This is a genomic window from Pricia mediterranea (assembly GCF_032248455.1).
Classification (GTDB): Bacteria; Bacteroidota; Bacteroidia; order Flavobacteriales; family Flavobacteriaceae; genus Pricia; species Pricia mediterranea.
Window position 1 is genome coordinate 1,571,680 of the sequence record NZ_JAVTTP010000001.1, and the last position, 18,491, is coordinate 1,590,170.

14 protein-coding genes are annotated in these 18,491 nt (G+C 37.9%); 10 read left to right on the forward strand and 4 right to left on the reverse strand.

Going from position 1 to position 18,491, the window contains the following annotated elements; translation table 11 throughout:
• The 5 genes from RQM65_RS06580 to RQM65_RS06600 all read left to right on the forward strand — a co-directional run bounded on the left by RQM65_RS06580 (position 1) and on the right by RQM65_RS06600 (position 6,535).
• Positions 1-1,356 carry a glutamine synthetase family protein gene (locus tag RQM65_RS06580; RefSeq protein ID WP_314013581.1) on the forward strand — a complete coding sequence of 452 codons (1,356 nt, stop codon included), beginning with the start codon at positions 1-3 and terminating at the stop codon, positions 1,354-1,356.
• A gap of 2 nt (positions 1,357-1,358) precedes the next feature.
• Positions 1,359-2,741 carry an aldehyde dehydrogenase family protein gene (locus RQM65_RS06585; RefSeq protein ID WP_314013582.1) on the forward strand — a complete coding sequence of 461 codons (1,383 nt, stop codon included), beginning with the start codon at positions 1,359-1,361 and terminating at the stop codon, positions 2,739-2,741.
• Between the two features lie 58 nt (positions 2,742-2,799).
• The gene (locus RQM65_RS06590; protein WP_314013583.1) at positions 2,800-3,963 is read left to right on the forward strand and encodes an iron-containing alcohol dehydrogenase; all 1,164 of its coding nucleotides are present in this window, start codon (positions 2,800-2,802) and stop codon (positions 3,961-3,963) included.
• Between the two features lie 94 nt (positions 3,964-4,057).
• The gene (locus RQM65_RS06595) at positions 4,058-4,756 is read left to right on the forward strand and encodes a type 1 glutamine amidotransferase (protein WP_314013584.1); all 699 of its coding nucleotides are present in this window, start codon (positions 4,058-4,060) and stop codon (positions 4,754-4,756) included.
• Between the two features lie 516 nt (positions 4,757-5,272).
• Entirely contained in the window at positions 5,273-6,535 is a 1,263-nt protein-coding gene (locus RQM65_RS06600) for a site-specific integrase (protein WP_314013585.1), read from the forward strand.
• Positions 6,536-6,770: 235 nt separating this feature from the next.
• Here RQM65_RS06600 and RQM65_RS06605 read toward each other — a convergent pair whose 3' ends face one another.
• Positions 6,771-7,655 (reverse strand): hypothetical protein, encoded by an 885-nt coding sequence (locus tag RQM65_RS06605; protein ID WP_314013587.1) that lies wholly within the window; start codon positions 7,653-7,655, stop codon positions 6,771-6,773.
• 250 nt (positions 7,656-7,905) lie between these two features.
• Complete coding sequence (locus tag RQM65_RS06610) at positions 7,906-9,798, reverse strand: hypothetical protein (protein WP_314013589.1); 1,893 nt, start codon at positions 9,796-9,798, stop codon at positions 7,906-7,908.
• 776 nt (positions 9,799-10,574) lie between these two features.
• Between RQM65_RS06610 and RQM65_RS06615 the strand changes: the two genes are divergently transcribed.
• The 4 genes from RQM65_RS06615 (at position 10,575) to RQM65_RS06630 (ending at position 12,829) form a co-directional block, all read left to right on the forward strand.
• Positions 10,575-10,865: a helix-turn-helix domain-containing protein gene (locus RQM65_RS06615; RefSeq protein ID WP_314013591.1), complete on the forward strand. Its 291-nt coding sequence runs from the start codon at positions 10,575-10,577 to the stop codon at positions 10,863-10,865.
• 136 nt (positions 10,866-11,001) lie between these two features.
• Positions 11,002-11,340: a plasmid mobilization protein gene (locus RQM65_RS06620; RefSeq protein WP_314013593.1), complete on the forward strand. Its 339-nt coding sequence runs from the start codon at positions 11,002-11,004 to the stop codon at positions 11,338-11,340.
• A 231-nt stretch (positions 11,341-11,571) separates the two neighbouring features.
• Positions 11,572-12,009, forward strand: a complete 438-nt coding sequence (locus RQM65_RS06625; protein WP_314013595.1) for a hypothetical protein — start codon at positions 11,572-11,574, stop codon at positions 12,007-12,009.
• Positions 12,010-12,193: 184 nt separating this feature from the next.
• Positions 12,194-12,829 (forward strand): DUF6577 family protein, encoded by a 636-nt coding sequence (locus RQM65_RS06630; RefSeq protein WP_314013597.1) that lies wholly within the window; start codon positions 12,194-12,196, stop codon positions 12,827-12,829.
• A 191-nt stretch (positions 12,830-13,020) separates the two neighbouring features.
• Here the strand turns inward: RQM65_RS06630 and RQM65_RS06635 are convergent, their stop codons facing one another.
• Positions 13,021-13,338 carry an HTH domain-containing protein gene (locus RQM65_RS06635; RefSeq protein WP_314013599.1) on the reverse strand — a complete coding sequence of 106 codons (318 nt, stop codon included), beginning with the start codon at positions 13,336-13,338 and terminating at the stop codon, positions 13,021-13,023.
• Between the two features lie 238 nt (positions 13,339-13,576).
• Complete coding sequence (locus RQM65_RS06640) at positions 13,577-15,004, reverse strand: ATP-binding protein (protein WP_314013601.1); 1,428 nt, start codon at positions 15,002-15,004, stop codon at positions 13,577-13,579.
• Between the two features lie 199 nt (positions 15,005-15,203).
• Between RQM65_RS06640 and RQM65_RS06645 the strand changes: the two genes are divergently transcribed.
• On the forward strand, positions 15,204-18,491 hold the full coding sequence (locus RQM65_RS06645) for an Eco57I restriction-modification methylase domain-containing protein (protein ID WP_314013602.1): 3,288 nt from the start codon (positions 15,204-15,206) through the stop codon (positions 18,489-18,491).

Consider the following 18,491-nt stretch of genomic DNA (forward strand, 5'->3'; position numbering starts at 1 on the left):
ATGAATATCGAAACGGTCAAGAAATATATTGAGGACAATCAGATTAAAAATGTAAAATTGGCCGTCGTCGATATGGACGGCGTGCTTCGGGGCAAATATGTAAACAAAAACAAGTTTCTATCTGCTTTAGATAAAGGTTTTGGATTCTGTAATGTGGTTTTCGGATGGGATTCCAACGATGAGTTGTACAGGGAAGATTCCTTCACGGGGTGGAAGGACGGCTTTACAGATACAATGGCTACAATTGACCCCTCCAGTTTAAGGATGCTTCCCACCGAAGATAACAAGTCGGTAATTCTTCTTGCGGATTTTTCGGATAGCGAAGCAGCCAAGGTCTGTCCCAGATCAATCCTAAAAAAGACCTTGTCCAGATTGGACGATTTAGGATATTCGGTTACGGCCGCCTTTGAATTTGAGTTTTTTCTATTCAACGAAACACCAAAATCCGCCAGGGATAAAAATTACAACAATTTAGAACCGATTACCCCAGGCAATTTTGGCTATTCCGTACTACGCTGCTCTTCCCACGCCAGTTTATACCATGAAATAATGACCCTGACCGAGGAAATGGGAATGCCCTTGGAAGGACTCCATACGGAAACCGGGGCGGGGGTTTTCGAGGGTGCCATTGAGCATTCCGAGGCTCTGAGATCCGCGGATAACGGAGTTCTTTTTAAAACATTTATTAAGGTCTGGGCGCAACAAAAAAATATTATGGCCGGTTTTATGGCCAAATGGTCGCCAAGGTATCCGGGACAATCCGGTCATATCCATATCTCTCTTCAAAGAAAGGATGGCACAGCAGCATTTTATGATAAAAACAAAACCAATAATATGTCGGATGTAATGCGCTGGTTCATCGGCGGGCAGCAACATTTGATGCCCGAAGTCTTGGCTATGGTAGCCTCGACCTGTAATAGCTATACTCGGCTTATCCCAGGCTTTTGGGCCCCCACCGATGCATCCTGGGGAATCGATAACCGCACCTGTGCAATCAGGGCCATTCCCGGAAGCGCAAAATCACAACGGGTAGAATACCGGGTCTCCGCTGCCGATATTAATCCACATCTGGCTCTCGCAGCGGCCTTAGGTTCCGGCCTATGGGGTATTGAAAACAAAATAGAACCTTTGGAGCCTGTTTGCGGAAACGCTTATGATGTCAACTTTCCCGATAAGCTACAACTGCCAAGAACGTTGACCCAGGCCGCCGAGCAGTTTAAAAATTCAAAGGCTGCCCGTAACCTATTCGGGGATGCCTTTGTGGACCATTACGCGTACACCCGTGAATGGGAAGACCGACAGCAACGTATGGCCATAACCGATTGGCAACTGAACCGATATTTTGAAATCATATAGACATGAGGGACACTATTTCACCCATAGATGGCTCGGTATACCGCTCTACCACCGAACACGGCACAAGAGACATCGAAAATGCTATCAGCTTGGCCCACAGAGCATTTCCCGATTGGGCCGCTCTGTCCATTAATGAAAGAGCTACGTTCGTGACCTCTTTTGTAGCAGCGATCGTGGCCGACAAAGCGGATATCGCAACCGAGATTACATGGCAGATGGGAAGGCCCGTCGCCCAGTCTCCCGGGGAGATCAACGGGTTTAAGGACCGTGCCGACTATATGATCGGAATCGCCGAAGAGGCTCTACATCCCTTTGTGCCGGAAGGGCAAAGCATGGGAAAACGATTCGTCGAACGGGTTCCCCTTGGTATAATAGGCGTAATGAGCCCTTGGAACTATCCCTTCCTGACCTCGGTAAACGCCATAGTTCCCGCTTTAATGGCAGGAAACGTGGTACTGTTAAAGCATTCATTTCAAACACCCTTGGTCGCGGAACGCTATGCCCAAGCTGCAATTAAGGCAGGCCTTCCCAAAGGTGTATTCCAAATTTTACATTTAAACCATGAGAATACGGCCCGGCTGATTGCAGATCCCAAACTAGGAGGTGTTTGCTTTACGGGATCGGTAAAAGGAGGAATAGCGATACAGCACGCCCTGACCGACTCGTTCATCCCCTGTGGACTGGAATTGGGGGGGAAGGATCCCGCATACGTAAGGGCCGATGCCAACTTGGAGCACAGTATCGAAAATTTGTTGGACGGGTCGTTCTTTAACAGCGGGCAATCTTGTTGCGGCATTGAAAGAATTTATGTCCATGAGGCCGTTTACAATAGATTTATCGACGGCTTTGTTAGCTTGGCCAAGAAATACATTCTGGGCAATCCTTTGGAGCAGGATACCGATCTGGGGCCCATGGTGAAAACGGAAGCTGCCGACTTTGTAAGGGCACAGATCGGACGGGCCTTGCATAAAGGGGCAAGATCGTTGATAGACGAAACCTTGTTTCCTTCTTCCAAAAAAGGGACTCCGTATCTATCGCCCCATGTTTTAGTAGATGTGAATCACGACATGGCGGTGATGACCGAAGAAAGTTTTGGTCCGGTAGTGGGAATCATGAAAGTTAAGAATGATGAAGAAGCTATTGGATTGATGAACGATTCTAAATACGGCCTTACCGCCTCCCTGTGGACAGACGATATGGACGAAGCACAAAGCATAGCGGGCCGGGTTGAGGCAGGTACTATATTTATGAATCGCTGTGATTATCTAGATCCCGCCCTGGCCTGGACCGGCTACAAGAATTCGGGAAGAGGCGTTACTCTCTCGAAGTTCGGATACGACCACCTGACCAAGGTAAAATCTTTCCATTTTCGCGAAATAAAGTAATAAGAAGGGATTCCTCAATTTTTTTGAAAGTTTAAGCAAAGGGGTAATAATGGAGTTAATGAATACAAATTGGAATTTTCCGACTACAATATGGTTCGGAGCTGGCAGAATAATAGACCTTCCTTTATCATGTCAAAAATCAGGAATCAAAAAACCCCTTTTGGTTACCGATAATGGATTGGTGAAATTGGATGTTTTTGAAGAGGTTAAACGAATACTAAGGGAAGCGAACATAGATTTTACCACATACAGCTCGGTACAGGGCAACCCTACGGAAGCCAATGTGCTCAAAGGGGTACTCCACTACAATAAAAATCGCCATGACGGGGTCATAGCATTTGGAGGGGGATCTGCACTCGATGCGGCCAAGGCTATTGCCTTTATGTCAGGACAATCCCGCTCCCTATGGGATTTTGAGGATGTGGGGGATAATTGGGCCCGTGCCGAAATAGACGGAATAGCCCCAATAATTGCCATTCCCACCACCGCGGGAACCGGATCTGAAGTAGGAAGAGCTTCTGTAATCTTAGATAAAAGATCACAGACGAAAAAGATAATCTTCCATCCCAAAATGTTGCCAGGAACAGTCATTGTAGATCCCGAACTGACCCTTGGGCTGCCCCCTCATATTACTGCTTGGACGGGAGTAGATGCCATGGTACATGCCATCGAAGCCTATATTGCCCCAGGATATCATCCTATGGCCGAAGGAATCGCTATCGAAGCTATTAGGATAATATCAAAGTATTTACCAAAGGCATTTAACAATGGGACCGATGTCCAGGCTAGGGGCCAAATGTTAGTTGCCGCTTCTATGGGCGCAACGGCATTTCAAAAAGGACTGGGGTCCGTGCATTCGATCGCACATCAATTGGGAGCGATATATAACAAAGAACATGGTCTGCTCAATGCAATTTTATTGCCTTATGCCCTAAAGCAAAATCAATCCGCAATTGAAGAAAAAATGGTGTACTTGAGCAAGGTGTTGGAACTAAAGAAACAGGGTACCGATGCAATAATTGAATACATTTTACAACTAAGAAAAGAGTTAAATATACCCCATACACTAAAGGAGATCGGAATTAACGACGATGAAGCCGAAAGAATCGGGAAGATGGCTTTCAAAGATCCCTCTACCCCTTCAAATGCCAAGCCTTTGAATGAGGATGATCTGGAGAAGTTATTTAAAGCGGCGGTAAACGGCGAGTTAAACATTTTATAGCATGAAGCTACTCATTGTAGAGGGCAATAATAAAGAAGCACGGGCGCAAAGGCAAGCTTTTGGTATAAAGCCCTATCACGTTATTTTCAAGGAAATGCTCGACTTTTTATGTCCTAACGTACAAACAGAAGTGGCCTTTCCCGCCGACGGCCCCAAAAGTTTACCAACTGCTATACAGTTAACAGGATATGATGGGGTTCTATGGACCGGAAGTGCTTTAAGCGTAACAGAAAATATACCTTCGGTTACCGATCAACTTGATTTTGCGGAGACCGTTTTTGAAAGTGGGACACCTATTTACGGAAGTTGTTGGGGATTACAGATAGCCGTAACGGTAGCAGGTGGCGAGATAAAACGTGGTGAAAACGGATTGGAGTTTGGAATCGCCAAGGAAATCATGCTGACAGAAGCCGCTACTGACGGTCCATTTTTTCCGAAAAGAAATTCAAACTACTCAGCACTCTGCATTCATTTTGATGAAGTAGTAAAAATTCCCGAAAACGGCGTAGTTTTGGCCTATAACACCCATTCTAAGGTACAGGCATTGACTTTTGATTATAAAAAATCGTCGTTTTTTGGGGTACAGTACCACCCGGAATTCAAAGCTTCCGATTTAGCCAAAATCGCCACTCTTTTATCAAAAAAGCTTATTCAAAATGATTATTTTTCTTCGGTGACCGAAGCGAACAAGTTTATTTCTCAATTTTCCGATGTAAAGAGTTTGCCTCAAGAAATCGTAAATTACCGTATCCACACCCAGGAAATAACTGCATGGCTGGAACATATTGAGTGAAATTTAGTTTTTAAAAACCAGTTTCACCCAGCTAATGATAAGCCTGCCCTAAATTAGGATTGTCGATCATTCGTTTCATGGTATCAAAAAAAGGCTTGATAGAAAGAATCATCCTTAGCATAGAGCTTGTATAAGTGTTCTCTTAGTTAACCCAAAACTTTTAAATAAAACCTTTTCGCCACTTTAATAGGGAAAAATTAGATGAGTGAGTCCTAAAAGTGTTCTATGATTTTTTCAAACGAAGCTAGTCCCATATTTAAGCCTGATTTTTGAATTGGGATGGAATAGAATATAATTAATCTAGAAAAGATCAAAAAACCGCGTGCAATCTGCGTGCAACCCAAAAATAAAAAAGCTTCCAATTTCTTGGAAGCCCTTTATTTACTTGGCGGTCTGGACGGGATGCTTCCATAGCAATTTAACTTTTCATTAACATACATTATTTTACTGATTATCAGTATATTAAATGTATATAGATTTTTATTTTACACTATAAAACACTACTTTTCATGAAAAATGCGGCACGAATGCGGCACGCTGATGTACAATTATAAGTTTTACATATCTGATAAACCGAACTTAAACGGAAACCATAGTGTCAAATTACGATACTATGAAAATCGCAATTCCAGAATTCAAATCGATACAGGAATTGAGATTCCAGCCAAGTATTGGAACAAGGAAAAATCATTCCTTAAAAAGTCAAAAGAAGTGGGTTCTGAATTTGTTCAGTTGACACAAATGGACAGCTTGGCCAGCCAAATCGTTTCTACTTATCAAAACCAAAACAAACCGCTTTCTAAAAAACTCTTTAAAAAACAGTTCGAAGATGGCGAACCCTCGATCAACCAAAAACCGCTACAGGACTTCTTTGACGAATTCGAGGACTATTTAGAAAGTAAAAGGGGTAAGGTGGTCAAAGATGTCATTAAAGATTATAATTCCCTTACAAAGCATCTAAAAGGATTTCAGGAGTTCTCGGGCGTCATCATTGACTTTAATGCTTTTGATTATAATTTTTACCAGGAATGGACGGATTACCTCGCTTATCATGCCCCATTAAAAAACGGCGGTATTGGCATGAAGAACAATACCATTGGTAAATTGGTCAAGAACCTGAAGGCCTTTCTAAACGACCGTATGCGCAGAAATCGTATTCAGCCTATCGATTTATCGGCATTCAAGGTAGTTCAAGAAGAAGTAGACCATATTTATTTATCCGATGATGAAATTCAGGCTATTGCAAATGTGGATTGTAAAGAAGAGAAGGAACTTGAAAAAGTTAAAGATTTTTTCGTCATCGGTTGTTTGACCGGACTTCGATTTTCGGATATTTCAAGAATCCGACCTGAGTATTTGGACAACGAAGGATTTTTAAATATCCGGCAAAAGAAAACCTCTGGACGAATTGTGATACCACTTCGAAAGCAAGTCAAAACAATATTGAAAAAATACGAGGGGTATGCACCCGATATTGATTCTTTCACCTTTAATAGACGAATAAAGGAATTGGGCGATGCGGCAGAGCTGCACCAAAAAGTTGAAATCGAACACAAACGGGGAACCATCAAAGAGGCGCAGCTTTTAGAAAAGTATAAGCTTATAAGTTCACATACCTGTCGTCGCTCATTTTGCACCAACGCCTATTTGAATGGTATTGATGTACAACTTATTATGAAAATTTCAGGGCACAAGTCTGAAAAGGCCTTTCGACGTTACCTGAAAATATCCAATTATGAGGCTGCTCAAAAATTGAAGGAAGCTTGGGGGTTAGCCTAGATGTGTTGGAACGGTTTAATTGCTTATACTTTTAAAGTAGCCCGGTAAAACGTTCCCTTTACAACACTTTTGATAAAAATAAGATTTTAACGGCCTCGGCTCGAGTAGTTGCGTGGGTCAGCAATAAACTTTGCAAGTACACACCAAGCTAAAAATCCGTGAGGATTTTCAGAAGTAGGCGAGAACAAGCAATTACTTATAGTTATTAGCAACTGGTTTTATTAATTTTAATTTATTAGTCAATTCCAAGTCTTTTTTCCATTTCTCGCCATTGTTTACCGAACTCAATTTTTTCCTCTACCGCTTTTCGTTTTTCTTCTGGCAAACATTGAATACAAGTTGGATATTGAATTCCCTTGTAGTGCTCCTTACATTTTGGGCATAATTCCATTTTGTACAAGTCATAGTTAGAAGCACATTTTTTACAAGCTGTTATTGTATCTTCAAAGGACAGGTATTTAATGTTATCGTTTAGATAAAGTATAAACGCTTTTTTTTCAATAGATTCAGCGTCTTTATTCTTTGCTATATTTCTTTGAAACCAATACTTAATATTTGATAGGTTATGTTTGTTTTTCCATTTATCATTTGAAACAAAGCACTTATCTCGCACTTCATATGCGTCCTCATCTTTGAAGAAAATAGAAATCAGTTCGATTGCCGACCTATAAATCGCTTCTTCAAATTCGTGCTTACAATCCGCACATCGATATTTTGGAATTTTTCTTACCCTTTCGCCCGGGTTTTTATTCATACAATTTGGACACAATGGAATCGGCACATATTCATAATTGTCTAATATGTGATTTCTATATGGGGATTTATCAATTTCGGAATTGCTATTTATGTAGTGATTTGTGTAGGTTCTAGTTATCTCTCTTAAATATTCGTTGTATTTCTTTGGATGAGACAGATGCTGTAACGTTAAAGTTTCTGTACTACTGCATATTTGGCATTTTTCTTTAATGAATTTCAGCCTTCTTTCTTTCCAGTCTTTTGTATGCCAAGAACGTTGTCCTTCTTTGAAGTCTTTCCAACATCGCTCTTTTGCAAGTTCTATCCCAATCTCATTATTTATGAGTTTGTCTCTTAATTCTATAAGCTCAACGTACGTTAACATTCAAATTCTATAATTATGTGTTTATGAACGCAATGTCAGTTTAACTTGCTGCTAACCGCTCGTATAAGAAAAGTAGGACAAGTGGTAAGCGATGTTCTTTCCGTTTCGCCAGAAGCCGAATCTTTTGTATTTTGTTTTTACCTTAATTTTCTAAAAGCCAAATCTTTGGCGACTTTGCAAATACGCCCAACACATTATTTAAGCACCTTCCTGCCCTATTTTTTTTACATTGTTATCTCTCGTTTTTTCTTCACACGGTTTCCAATATGTGTTCAATTTCAGCTTTAAGATAAGGAACCTTTATTTTGTAATAATTATCATTTTCAGGGTACATTACAATCAAATACATACTATCAATCCTTATCCCATAATTTTTTTCAAGAATGTATTTATAGAGACTCTGTTGCAAACAATATCGGTTATAGCTTGTGTCGTCAACATGGCTTAAACCACCTACACCTTGTTGCCATTGATTTTGCTCAATAGGTTGCCCGTTATAAGTGTTTACCACTTTTTTACTGCGTTTCCAATCGTAAATGTCGTGAGTAATTCCATTATGAACAATTAAGTCAATAGTTCCTGCAATATTTAAATCATCGTCATAAACTCTCCATTCTGAACGATAAGGTTGTAAACCTTCGTGGTCATTAATAAAATTCCAAAATTGGTCAAATTCTTCTGTTTCTTCATAGTCAATACCCAAGTAGTAATTTTCAATTTGTTCGTGAAGGAATGTGCCTTCGTCTCTCGCTTTTTTTCCTTTGTCTGCCCACATTTTTGCAACCTCACTAGGTGTCATTCCTAATTCGGGTGCTTTACGTATAGACCAATAGATCGAATCAAATTCAGGAAAAAATCGGCTAATTATTGTGCTTGCCGATGGTGCGGGTACTCCATCGATAGTATAAACGTGCTTTTCAGAATAGAACTTGATTCGGCTGTCGTGTGGATGCTTATTGATTTTGTTAAAGCTAATATTTTTACCAATATCTTCCTTTCCAAATGAGGTTGGATTAACCAGTTTTTCTTCTTCTCTTTCTTGGTTATCAAAGTCCCGTTTTAATGTTTCCGTTTGTTCCTCTGTTATCTTGAATACGTGATTTAGATATTCTTCTCGATATTTTGCTTTTTCCCACTTTTGGGCTTGAACAATATCCCAAACTTTCTGTTCTGTTATTTTCCCAGTTAATTTTAATTCTTCTGGAATGTTCAGTTCTGGATTAATTGAGTGAATAATTTCTGCTATATATTTTAGGCATTCTTTTTCTTGTGTATGAACCTGATATTCTGAAAATCGTATTACAATCCAACCTCTGTCTTTGAAGTAATTATCTCGATTTATATCATCGCCTAAGCAATGTGTGGGTTGTCTCGTTATTCCTGCGTATGGTTCGTCAATTTCTATATCAATTCTAATATTATGGTTTGAACGACCAATAAGAGCAATATCTGGTTCAAAAGGTCTTGTTTTTTGTCCTGTGTTTAATCTGATATTGCCTGAAATATCAAAATTATCGGCAAAAAAATACTCAATTGCTCTTTGAAAAGAATCTTCTTTAAAACCACGTCTCTTGGTTGAGCCAAACCTATGAGAACGTACAACGCAATTTTCTGTCGGTACTTTAATAATCGGAAAATTAGATTCGCTTTCTGGAAAGGTTAAATTGTAATTGACATATTTAACATTAGATAATACCGACTCTACCTCTTTTGAAGGGCTTGGCAGAATTTCTTTTGCTACTTGTTTTGGTGTTTGTTTTATTTCTGAAGTATTCTCTTTTACCTTATATTCTATTTTAGGTTCTTCGACAGAATCGGTTTGTTTTTCAGTAATTGTTTTTTTGGTTTCAAATTCGTTGGTTTTGGGAGTGTATTTATTATGATTTGAAGGTTTATGGACTTTCGGTGTTTGGTCTTTCCGAATGAAAACTGGTTGTGATATTTTTTCTTTAGGTTCTTCGTAGAAGTATGAATTTAAAACGTAGTCCATAATCAACCCCAAAATCCAACCCCAAAAAGCTCCGTTTACAACCCCAATATAAATCCAAGTTTCATTTCCCTGTCCTTTAATTAATCCGAGAATTAGTCCTGTGATTCCAAGAATCCACCAACTATGTTTTGCGATTTTTGATTTCTTGGTCATAGGTTGATTTAAATGAGAGACAACATAGGCATAATAAACATATGTTCATTGTGCACCAAATATAGCGGATAAAACATATACGTGTTTTATGCAGCTATGATGATTCAACTTAACTTTCAAAGAATTGGTCGAAAAAATAACTGTCTCATAAAAAGGTCGTTTTTTAATCGCAATTTCGCATTTTAAAAAATCCATTGTCAATTAGTCCCGTTTGTGGTCTTTTTTATTATTCTCGTAAATTGACCTTTTTTGGGACAATATCGATTCGTTTCAAGAAGAAATATATGCCGTTGCAATTTGAATTTCAATGGAATTCGGTAAGCAAAATCTTCTTCTTGACTTTTCCCATTGCTATATGGCTTCAATGCTATATAAGATTATATCTTCATATGAACATATGACTATAGCAATATATAATACAATATTGCAATTCTTGGCTTTCTAAAACCTGACCTTTGTGGTTAGGGGAAGGAGAACTTCGATTTAGTATCCGCAAACTTTCCGGCATAAAGCCAATTTCTTTTCTTTCCCCTAACAACATCCTTTCTGCGGAAGTGGTCAAAAAACTATCGTTTTTTGACCACCCCCTCGAAAAAAAACGATAGCGATAAAAAAGCTTTTTGGCTTTTTCATCCCTATCTTTCACATTCCCCGACCGATTCACACTCTTCTTTCTATCTGTTTGCCGTACATAATTGCATGTACGGCAAACGGATAAAATACCGTTCAATACTGCTAGGTTTGTTCAATAAAGTAAACCTTAAAATCATAGCATTATGAAACGAATATTTATTATGGATGATAGCGGGATAAAAGAATATGTACCCGCTGAATTTTTTCAAAAGAGCAATTCTATTCCTGTTGAAAATTCCATTCAGGAAAATCCTTCTGAAGATAAATTATTGACCATTGCCGACTTGGTAAAGAAATTTCAGGTAACAAGACCTACAATATACGCTTGGATAGAAAAAGGGTTATTGAAAAAAATATCCCTTGGTGGAAGGGTTCTATTTCATCCTGATGACATTGATACACTCATCCAAGAAATGAGGGGAATATCATCTTGAGGGCATCAAATAAAAACCTAAATGCTGTTCAAACTAAATTTTAATCGGAGGTCATGTAGCAAGCCATGTTTTTGTATACAAAAACTGCGCACTTTGTTTGCAAGCTTGTTGGGTATTCTCCCCACAATTATAAAATATGGCAAGACCAAAAAAAGACATAGAATCGCTAAAATCGATTCATATTAGTTTTAGAACTACGGTAGATAATTATCTTATTGTGGCTCATAATGCAGAATCATGTGGACTCTCAATTGCAGATTACATACGGATGCGAATAACTTGTAAACCATTACCTAGGTTTAAAGTTTCCCCTTATGAACGAAAAGTTTACGTTGAACTAAGTAGATTGGGCAACAACATCAACCAGTTGACCAAAAAAGCCCATTTGGGGCAAAACCAGCCTGACAAATTGAAAATTCAACTTGTTGATTTACAAAAATTGTTACATGAAGTAAAACAGGCTGTTGTAAAATAAGGTCAACTCTTTTCTGGCGTATTATAGCCCACGAAGAAAGCTGCAAATAGTGATGATTAGAACGAATTAAAGATTAGCTTCGTTTGAGAAATATAAATCTTCACACTAGGTTAATTTTAAAATATACCAATAGTATCATGATTACGATTGACGATCAATTATTAGTAACAGAGGAAATGAATGCCGTCGTAATCGATTACACTCAAAAAAATAGTCCTGAAAAAATTATTGATGAAATTTGCTTTTAAGTCAGGGAACCAAGCTGAAGTTGTCACCGATTTAATTCAAAGTGTCAATTACTATGGCATGGATACCAAACCCCCTGAAATTGAACTTGAGCTTTCAGCGTATGTATGGAATTTCTTTGCAGCTCTCAAAAAAGAAGAACGTACCGCTCTATACTTTTGGGTGCTGAACCAAAAATACCTACGCTATTTAGACGAATTTGAATGTGATGACAACACGTTCAACGAGAGTGAATTCGACAAAAAATTTGGCAGGGAGTTAGCCTATAAAATTTACGAACCTAACGACAGCAATTTAACACAAGACACCATTCATGAGCTGAAGAACTTTTTAATCAATTTTGCTACGGAATTGGATTTATCTCTAATCGATAAATACAGCTCAGAACAAATACTTGAAGAAATAGATGATTATTGTTTGTAATCGAATATAATTATTGACCAATTATCGGCAGTATTTTGGCTTTGCTGCCGTAATATAGTTTTGTATTTTTATGCGAAATTAAACAATCATCGCTAACGCTAAATTACAAATTGACCAATTACAGGAACATTTCAAAACTCATGAGGCTTTTAAAACAGCCGATATTTCGGCCTTTTATCGAAAATTGGAGCCTGAATTAAAGCAGACTACCATTAACTGGAGAGTATACTCCTTGGTTCAAATGGGGGTTCTTAATAGGATTGGTAGGGGAAAGTTTGAAACCGGAGAAGGGAAAAATTATATCCCAGAAATTACTTCGAAGTTGAAATCGATTTATTCCAAGATTCAAAAGGAATTTCCTTATTTGGAAATTTGTATTTGGAACACCTCAGCTTTGAACGAATTTATGCCCCACCAATCGGGCAGCTTTTATATATTGGTTGAAGTTGAAAAAGAAGCCACGCAATCTGTATTTTACTTTCTAAAAGAAGCGAATTATTCAGTATTCATTGACCCGACGAATGACATACTCGACAAGTATCTTCCCGATAATAAAGATTCAATAATCATTACATCTTTAGTAACGGAAGCCCCTACTCAAACCATCAATGGAGTGAACACTACTTCAATAGAAAAAATGTTGGTAGATATATTTTGTGACGACGTAATTTTTTCTGCGCAACAGGGAGCAGAAATGAGAACGATTTTTATGGCAGCAATTTCAAAGTATACCGTCAATGAAAGCCGAATGCTACGATATGCTGATAGAAGACGTAAAAAGGAAATTCTCAAAAAGTACATAAATTCAATATCAGATTAACGGCAGTAAATTGTAATAGAGAATAGCAATTATTTATGCTTTTACTAAAACTTGTAGAAAAGCCAGAATGAAACCTGAAGAATATTTTATGAAAAAGGTCTTGGGGATTAACAGTATTAGTCAATCAATCAATTTATCCTGCAATTTATCCTGCAATTTATCCTGCAATTTATCCTGCAATTTATCCAATATCAATTTTTGGCAGCATCGAGTAATTTTTTAATGCTATTTTTCAAATGATATCCCCCTGTTTTTTTACTTCCTTTATAATCAAGATAACCTTCCAATCGCTTAAGGTCGGATAATATCGTTCGTTCTGAAACATCCAGAGTTTTCCTAAGTTCAACCGCTTTGATACTGGGTTTGTCATAAATTTTAGATATTACTGAAACAAGACGTTTTTTTACCCCCTCAGTTGCTCCCTCAATTACTCCTTCAATTGCTCCCTCAATTGCTCCGACATTTACTCCGACAATAGCTCCGTCATCACTTGTAAGTGCATTTGCCACCGCGGTAACTGGTATTATAGTTTTAAACGTAGCACCTTCAATAAACTGGGGATTGTCTTTACCCGAATAGGCTTTGATATACTTGTTTTACATTAAGGATTCCCGAACCCAATTCATCGAATCTATCAAATTGTATAAAGAACTTGGCAAAGGACGGATTTTTCAGGAAGGGCGAAAAATTAGTCGGCGATATCACTCTACCGCCTTGTGGTTTGTTGCCATTTTCAGTTTCTAAAATTTATTTCTTTTTGTCCAAGGTGTTCTTTCCAACATTATACGCATAGGTAGCACAAGGCACGTATTGCAAGGTTACGCCTTGAAACTCCTTCTGGGTTTTGACATCAATTGTTGTAACCAATGCAGAAGTTAATTTATTCGAGTTACAGAAATCAATAAGGCTTTTTAACTCGCTAGGTTTTTCTTCATATCTATTGCTCCATTTTATTTCCAAAGCCCAAATAGGTTGTAATGTGCCTTCATCAATTCCCACCATGTCCACCTCTCCTTTTCCCCAACGGGCATAATACGGATTAAACCAATCACGGTGCATCCATTGTGAGTAAATTGCTGTTTCCACCAAGTCGCCCATTCGTTTTTCATTGGTAATCGCCAATGGTGTAAATAGCGCGGCGTACAAGGATGGGTTTGAGAGGTACATTTTAAACTTTACCTCTCTTTTGAAACGTTTTCCGCTCTGGTCCACCCTACTAATTTTTTTGACCAAAAAAGCGGACTCTAAATATTCAATATAAGTTTTTATCAGGTGTTTCTTTACACCAGAAGTTCTACTCAATTCTTCATATTCAAACTCATGGGCCGTATTAAAACAAATAGTAGTGAAGAGCCTATTCAATTCTTGCACATCTTTAATACCATACAAACTAGGTAGGTCGCGTAACAGTACTTTATCCACAATATCCTGTTTTATGTAGCGCCCTGGGTTCTTTTGCATTTGAGGAGAGAATATGATTTCAGGATACCCTCCGAAATTGATGTACTTCACAAAATGCTCGTTCAACAATTGAGAGTTTACGGTATCATAAAAGTCTTGTTCCTTCCCTTTCCATAGCAAACTGCTTTCGACCATCAGGTGCTGTAGGTTGTTGATGTGTATGTATTCATAGAAAGTAAGGGGGGGCAATAAAAAGTCCGTAAAACGCCCTGCACCGCTCTCGTTGCTTTTAAACTTTAGGGCCGCAGCGGCACTTCCGGATACTATAAATTTTGTGCCGCGGTAACTGTCCACCAATGTTTTTAAATGAATTTCCCAATCTTTCAAATACTGTATCTCATCAAAAAACACGAAACAGTCTTTAGGGTTTTGGTTTCCAATAGCTTCCAAGGCATATTTGAAAAGCTCTTCTAATGCGATGTTCGTATATATTGGATTCTCAACCGTAATGAAAATTATTTTTTGGGCGGGCACACCCTCTTCTATCAGCTCCTGAATGGTATGGTGTAGCATCACGGTTTTCCCGACCCTTCTTGGCCCCATTAGTACAACGGCCCTGTTAATGGATCGGTCAAATACCATAGGTTTGAAAATATCAAAGTACAATCGGCGTTGCATGGCATTATAATCTTCTTCAATACCGTTGTTACGCCACCAGTAATTTTCAAACTGAATACGTTCTAAAACTTGTGATTTAGATATTTTTTCAATCATTATTTTCTTATTTCATTCAAATATAACTAAATAAACAATATTTTTTGTCTTATTTAATCGAATATAAGCCTCATAAGAAAAAGTGTTAATAATTTTTCGCTTAGTTCGTAGGGTATTTTACACAACCGTTTCTTGTTAGATTTTTCCTTCAATCAGAAAAATAATCTATTTTTAAGAATCTAAACCTGACCAAAAATTAATGCCACTATTTCAAACATCGGTACTTAAAAAATACCTATCTCAACAGGATCCGACAGCAGTTGAAAAAGCTTATCGGAAATACTCAAAATATTTTCTCAACGCTGAGATACAAGAAAATATACGTAGTAGCAAGGAAGAGCAATTTCAAGCTACTTTTCTTACCGAATTGTTTGTGAATGTGCTCGACTACACCATAAATCCGAGTCCCAAGTACAATCTAACCACCGAGTATAAAAACGAAAAGAACAATCGCAAGGCAGATGGTGCCATCCTGAAAGATGATACAACACTTGCCGTAGTGGAACTAAAGGGCACTAATACAAAGGATTTGGAAAGTATACGCCGTCAGGCGTTCGACTATAAGGTAAACCATAAAGGTTGCCGGTATGTGATTACCTCTAATTTCGAAAAATTAAGGTTTTATATTGATGATGCCACAGAGCATGAGCCTTTCGACCTCTTCCAACTGACACAGGAAAGATTTGCCCTATTGTATCTGTGCTTGCACAAAGACAATTTGCTCAACGCCTTACCTCTTAAAATTAAACAAGACTCCTTGGTCGAGGAGGAGCAGATAACCGAGGAATTTTACAAAGACTACTCACTTTTTAAAAGGGAGCTTTTCCGTGATTTGGTAAAACGGAATGTCAAGAAAATTAGAGCAGCAAGACAACAGGAACTAGAGGAGATAACAACCGACCTTGCCTATCAACAGGAATTACAAAGTCTTGACAAAAATGTAAAACTGGCCCTCTTTAAGAAATCACAAAAACTGATAGACCGCTTTCTATTTGTCTTTTTTTCGGAGGATAGAGGATTGCTTACGCCCAATTCTACACTACAAATACTGGAAAAGTGGAAAGCCGACATGGACTTTGGTGATGAACGCCCTTTATATAATCTGTTCAAACAATATTTTAACTATTTAGATACTGGTAGAAAGGGAACATCTAGCAGGGCGGAAATCTACGCCTATAATGGTGGACTTTTTAAACCGGATACGATTCTTGATGGTCTAGAAATCGATGATAATCTGTTGTACAGACATACGTTAAAACTGGCAAAATATGACTTTGAGAGTCAAGTAGATGTAAACATACTTGGTCATATTTTCGAAAATTCGCTGAACGAGATAGAAAGCGTCAACGCAGAGATCGAAGGTGCCGAGTTCGACAAACAAAAAAGCAAGCGTAAAAAGGATGGCGTCTTCTATACGCCCAAATACATCACAAAATACATCGTAGAAAATACGGTAGGTAAACTGTGTGATGAAAAGAAAATAGAACTTGATTTTAAGGAAGAAGAATATTTTAAAGGGCGTAAAAATCGAAAGGGATTCTTTATTCAAAAGTTGGTCAGCATTTTAGATGAATACCGTAATTGGCTGTTACAACTGACTATTTGTGACCCTGCTTGCGGATCTGGTGCATTTCTTAATCAAGCATTGGATTTTCTTATAAAAGAACATCAATATATAGACGAGCTTAAGGCAAAAGTTTTAGGTGGTGGTTTCCAATTCCCTGATATTGAAAATACCATTTTAGAGAACAATATTTACGGTGTAGACCTCAATGAAGAGTCTGTTGAGATTGCCAAGCTTTCACTTTGGTTGCGCACAGCCCAACCTCGACGGAAATTGAATGATTTGAGCAGCAACATTAAGTGTGGAAATAGCTTGATAAATAGTAAAGCTGTTGCCGGAGATAAAGCCTTTGATTGGGAAAACGCTTTTCCAAAAGTGTTTATAAACGGCGGTTTCGATGTGGTTATTGGGAATCCGCCTTATGTGAGACAAGAGTTGTTCAAGGATGTTAAGCCTTATTTAGAAAAGCATTATGATGTCTATCAAGGGACAGCAGATTTATACACATATTTCTTTGAGTTGAGCGTTGAGAAATTAGTTAAGAATAAAGGTCTTTATAGCATTATTGTCGCAAATAAATGGATGCAGGCCAATTATGCCAAACCATTAAGAGATTGGTTAAGAACGAAACGCATCATTGAAATCATTGATTTCGGGGATTTAAACGTTTTTAAAAATGTAGCTGCTTATCCCTGTATCATTACAATCGCTCCAGAAAGTCCAACCAAAAAGTTTAGGGTAACACTACCTAAAAATTTAGATTTTCCTGATTTGAATTTGCTAGTAGATCAAACGCATTTTAATGTTATACATAATAACCTATCTGAAAGCTCTTGGTCTTTAGTTGATGAGTCTATCAGTAAGCTAACTAATAAACTAAAGGTAGTAGGCAAAAAATTGCTTGACTTCACTGATTCTAAAATTTTCTATGGAATTAAAACTGGACTAAACGAAGCTTTTGTGATTGATAAGCAACAGAAAAATCAGATTATTAGTAACAATTCCAAAGCAATTGAATTAATAAAACCATTTTTGGCAGGTAGAGACATTAAGCGGTATGCTGTTGACTTTAAAGACACATATCTCATTTTGATTCCTAGTGGCTGGACGAATGAAAACAGAATAGATGTTAATCCTTGGGAATATTTAAGGGCTAATTTCCCTGGAATTTCTAATCACTTGGAAACATTTAAAGAGAAAGCCGAAAAAAGATCAGACCAAGGAGATTATTGGTGGGAACTAAGATCTTGCGCTTATTATGATGAATTTAATAAACCAAAGCTATTATTACCAGATATTTCAAAGCAAGGGAATTTTGTTTTAGATAGGTCTGATAACTATTACCTTGTAAATACTGCTTACATAATCGGCAATGCAGATTTGTATTTACTCGGAATTCTAAACTCAAAGCTGATAACATTTTTCTACAAAAGTATTTCACCTGAAGTTAGAGGCGGCTATTTGAGGTTTATCTATCAATATTTATCATTGATCCCAATAGCATTACCAGATGATAAATCCAAAAACGACTTCGAGATTATTGTTGATAGATTACAACATGCGCATAATTCACATAAAGAGTTAATCGATAAGTTTATTCGACACTTTATTTCTTCGTACAAAATTATAAAGACATCCAAAAATCTAGAAAATTGGCAAGACTTGGATTTTGGGGAGTTCATCAAGGAATTGAACAAGGCCATAAAAACAACTAATAGGGATAGACAAAAAGAAAATCAACCTACTGTCGATACTCTTACAAGGGCTGATGAATTTGAATGGCTCGATCTGTTCGAACAAAACAAGAAAAAGGCCCAAGACCTGCAAGCCGAAATTGACTCCCTTGAGCAACAAATCGATGCAATGGTGTATGAACTTTATGGACTAACTGAAGAGGAAATAAGAATTGTTGAACATAAATAA

Coding starts and splice junctions, on each gene's coding strand:
- RQM65_RS06590 (WP_314013583.1), top strand. CDS start 2,800: ATGAATACAAATTGGAATTTTCCGACTACAATATGGTTCGGAGCTGGC.
- RQM65_RS06595 (WP_314013584.1), top strand. CDS start 4,058: ATGCTCGACTTTTTATGTCCTAACGTACAAACAGAAGTGGCCTTTCCC.
- RQM65_RS06625 (WP_314013595.1), top strand. CDS start 11,572: ATGAAATTTGCTTTTAAGTCAGGGAACCAAGCTGAAGTTGTCACCGAT.
- RQM65_RS06620 (WP_314013593.1), top strand. CDS start 11,002: ATGGCAAGACCAAAAAAAGACATAGAATCGCTAAAATCGATTCATATT.
- RQM65_RS06615 (WP_314013591.1), top strand. CDS start 10,575: ATGAAACGAATATTTATTATGGATGATAGCGGGATAAAAGAATATGTA.
- RQM65_RS06585 (WP_314013582.1), top strand. CDS start 1,359: ATGAGGGACACTATTTCACCCATAGATGGCTCGGTATACCGCTCTACC.
- RQM65_RS06580 (WP_314013581.1), top strand. CDS start 1: ATGAATATCGAAACGGTCAAGAAATATATTGAGGACAATCAGATTAAA.
- RQM65_RS06600 (WP_314013585.1), top strand. CDS start 5,273: ATGCGGCACGAATGCGGCACGCTGATGTACAATTATAAGTTTTACATA.
- RQM65_RS06640 (WP_314013601.1), bottom strand. CDS start 15,004: ATGATTGAAAAAATATCTAAATCACAAGTTTTAGAACGTATTCAGTTT.
- RQM65_RS06645 (WP_314013602.1), top strand. CDS start 15,204: ATGCCACTATTTCAAACATCGGTACTTAAAAAATACCTATCTCAACAG.
- RQM65_RS06610 (WP_314013589.1), bottom strand. CDS start 9,798: ATGACCAAGAAATCAAAAATCGCAAAACATAGTTGGTGGATTCTTGGA.
- RQM65_RS06605 (WP_314013587.1), bottom strand. CDS start 7,655: ATGTTAACGTACGTTGAGCTTATAGAATTAAGAGACAAACTCATAAAT.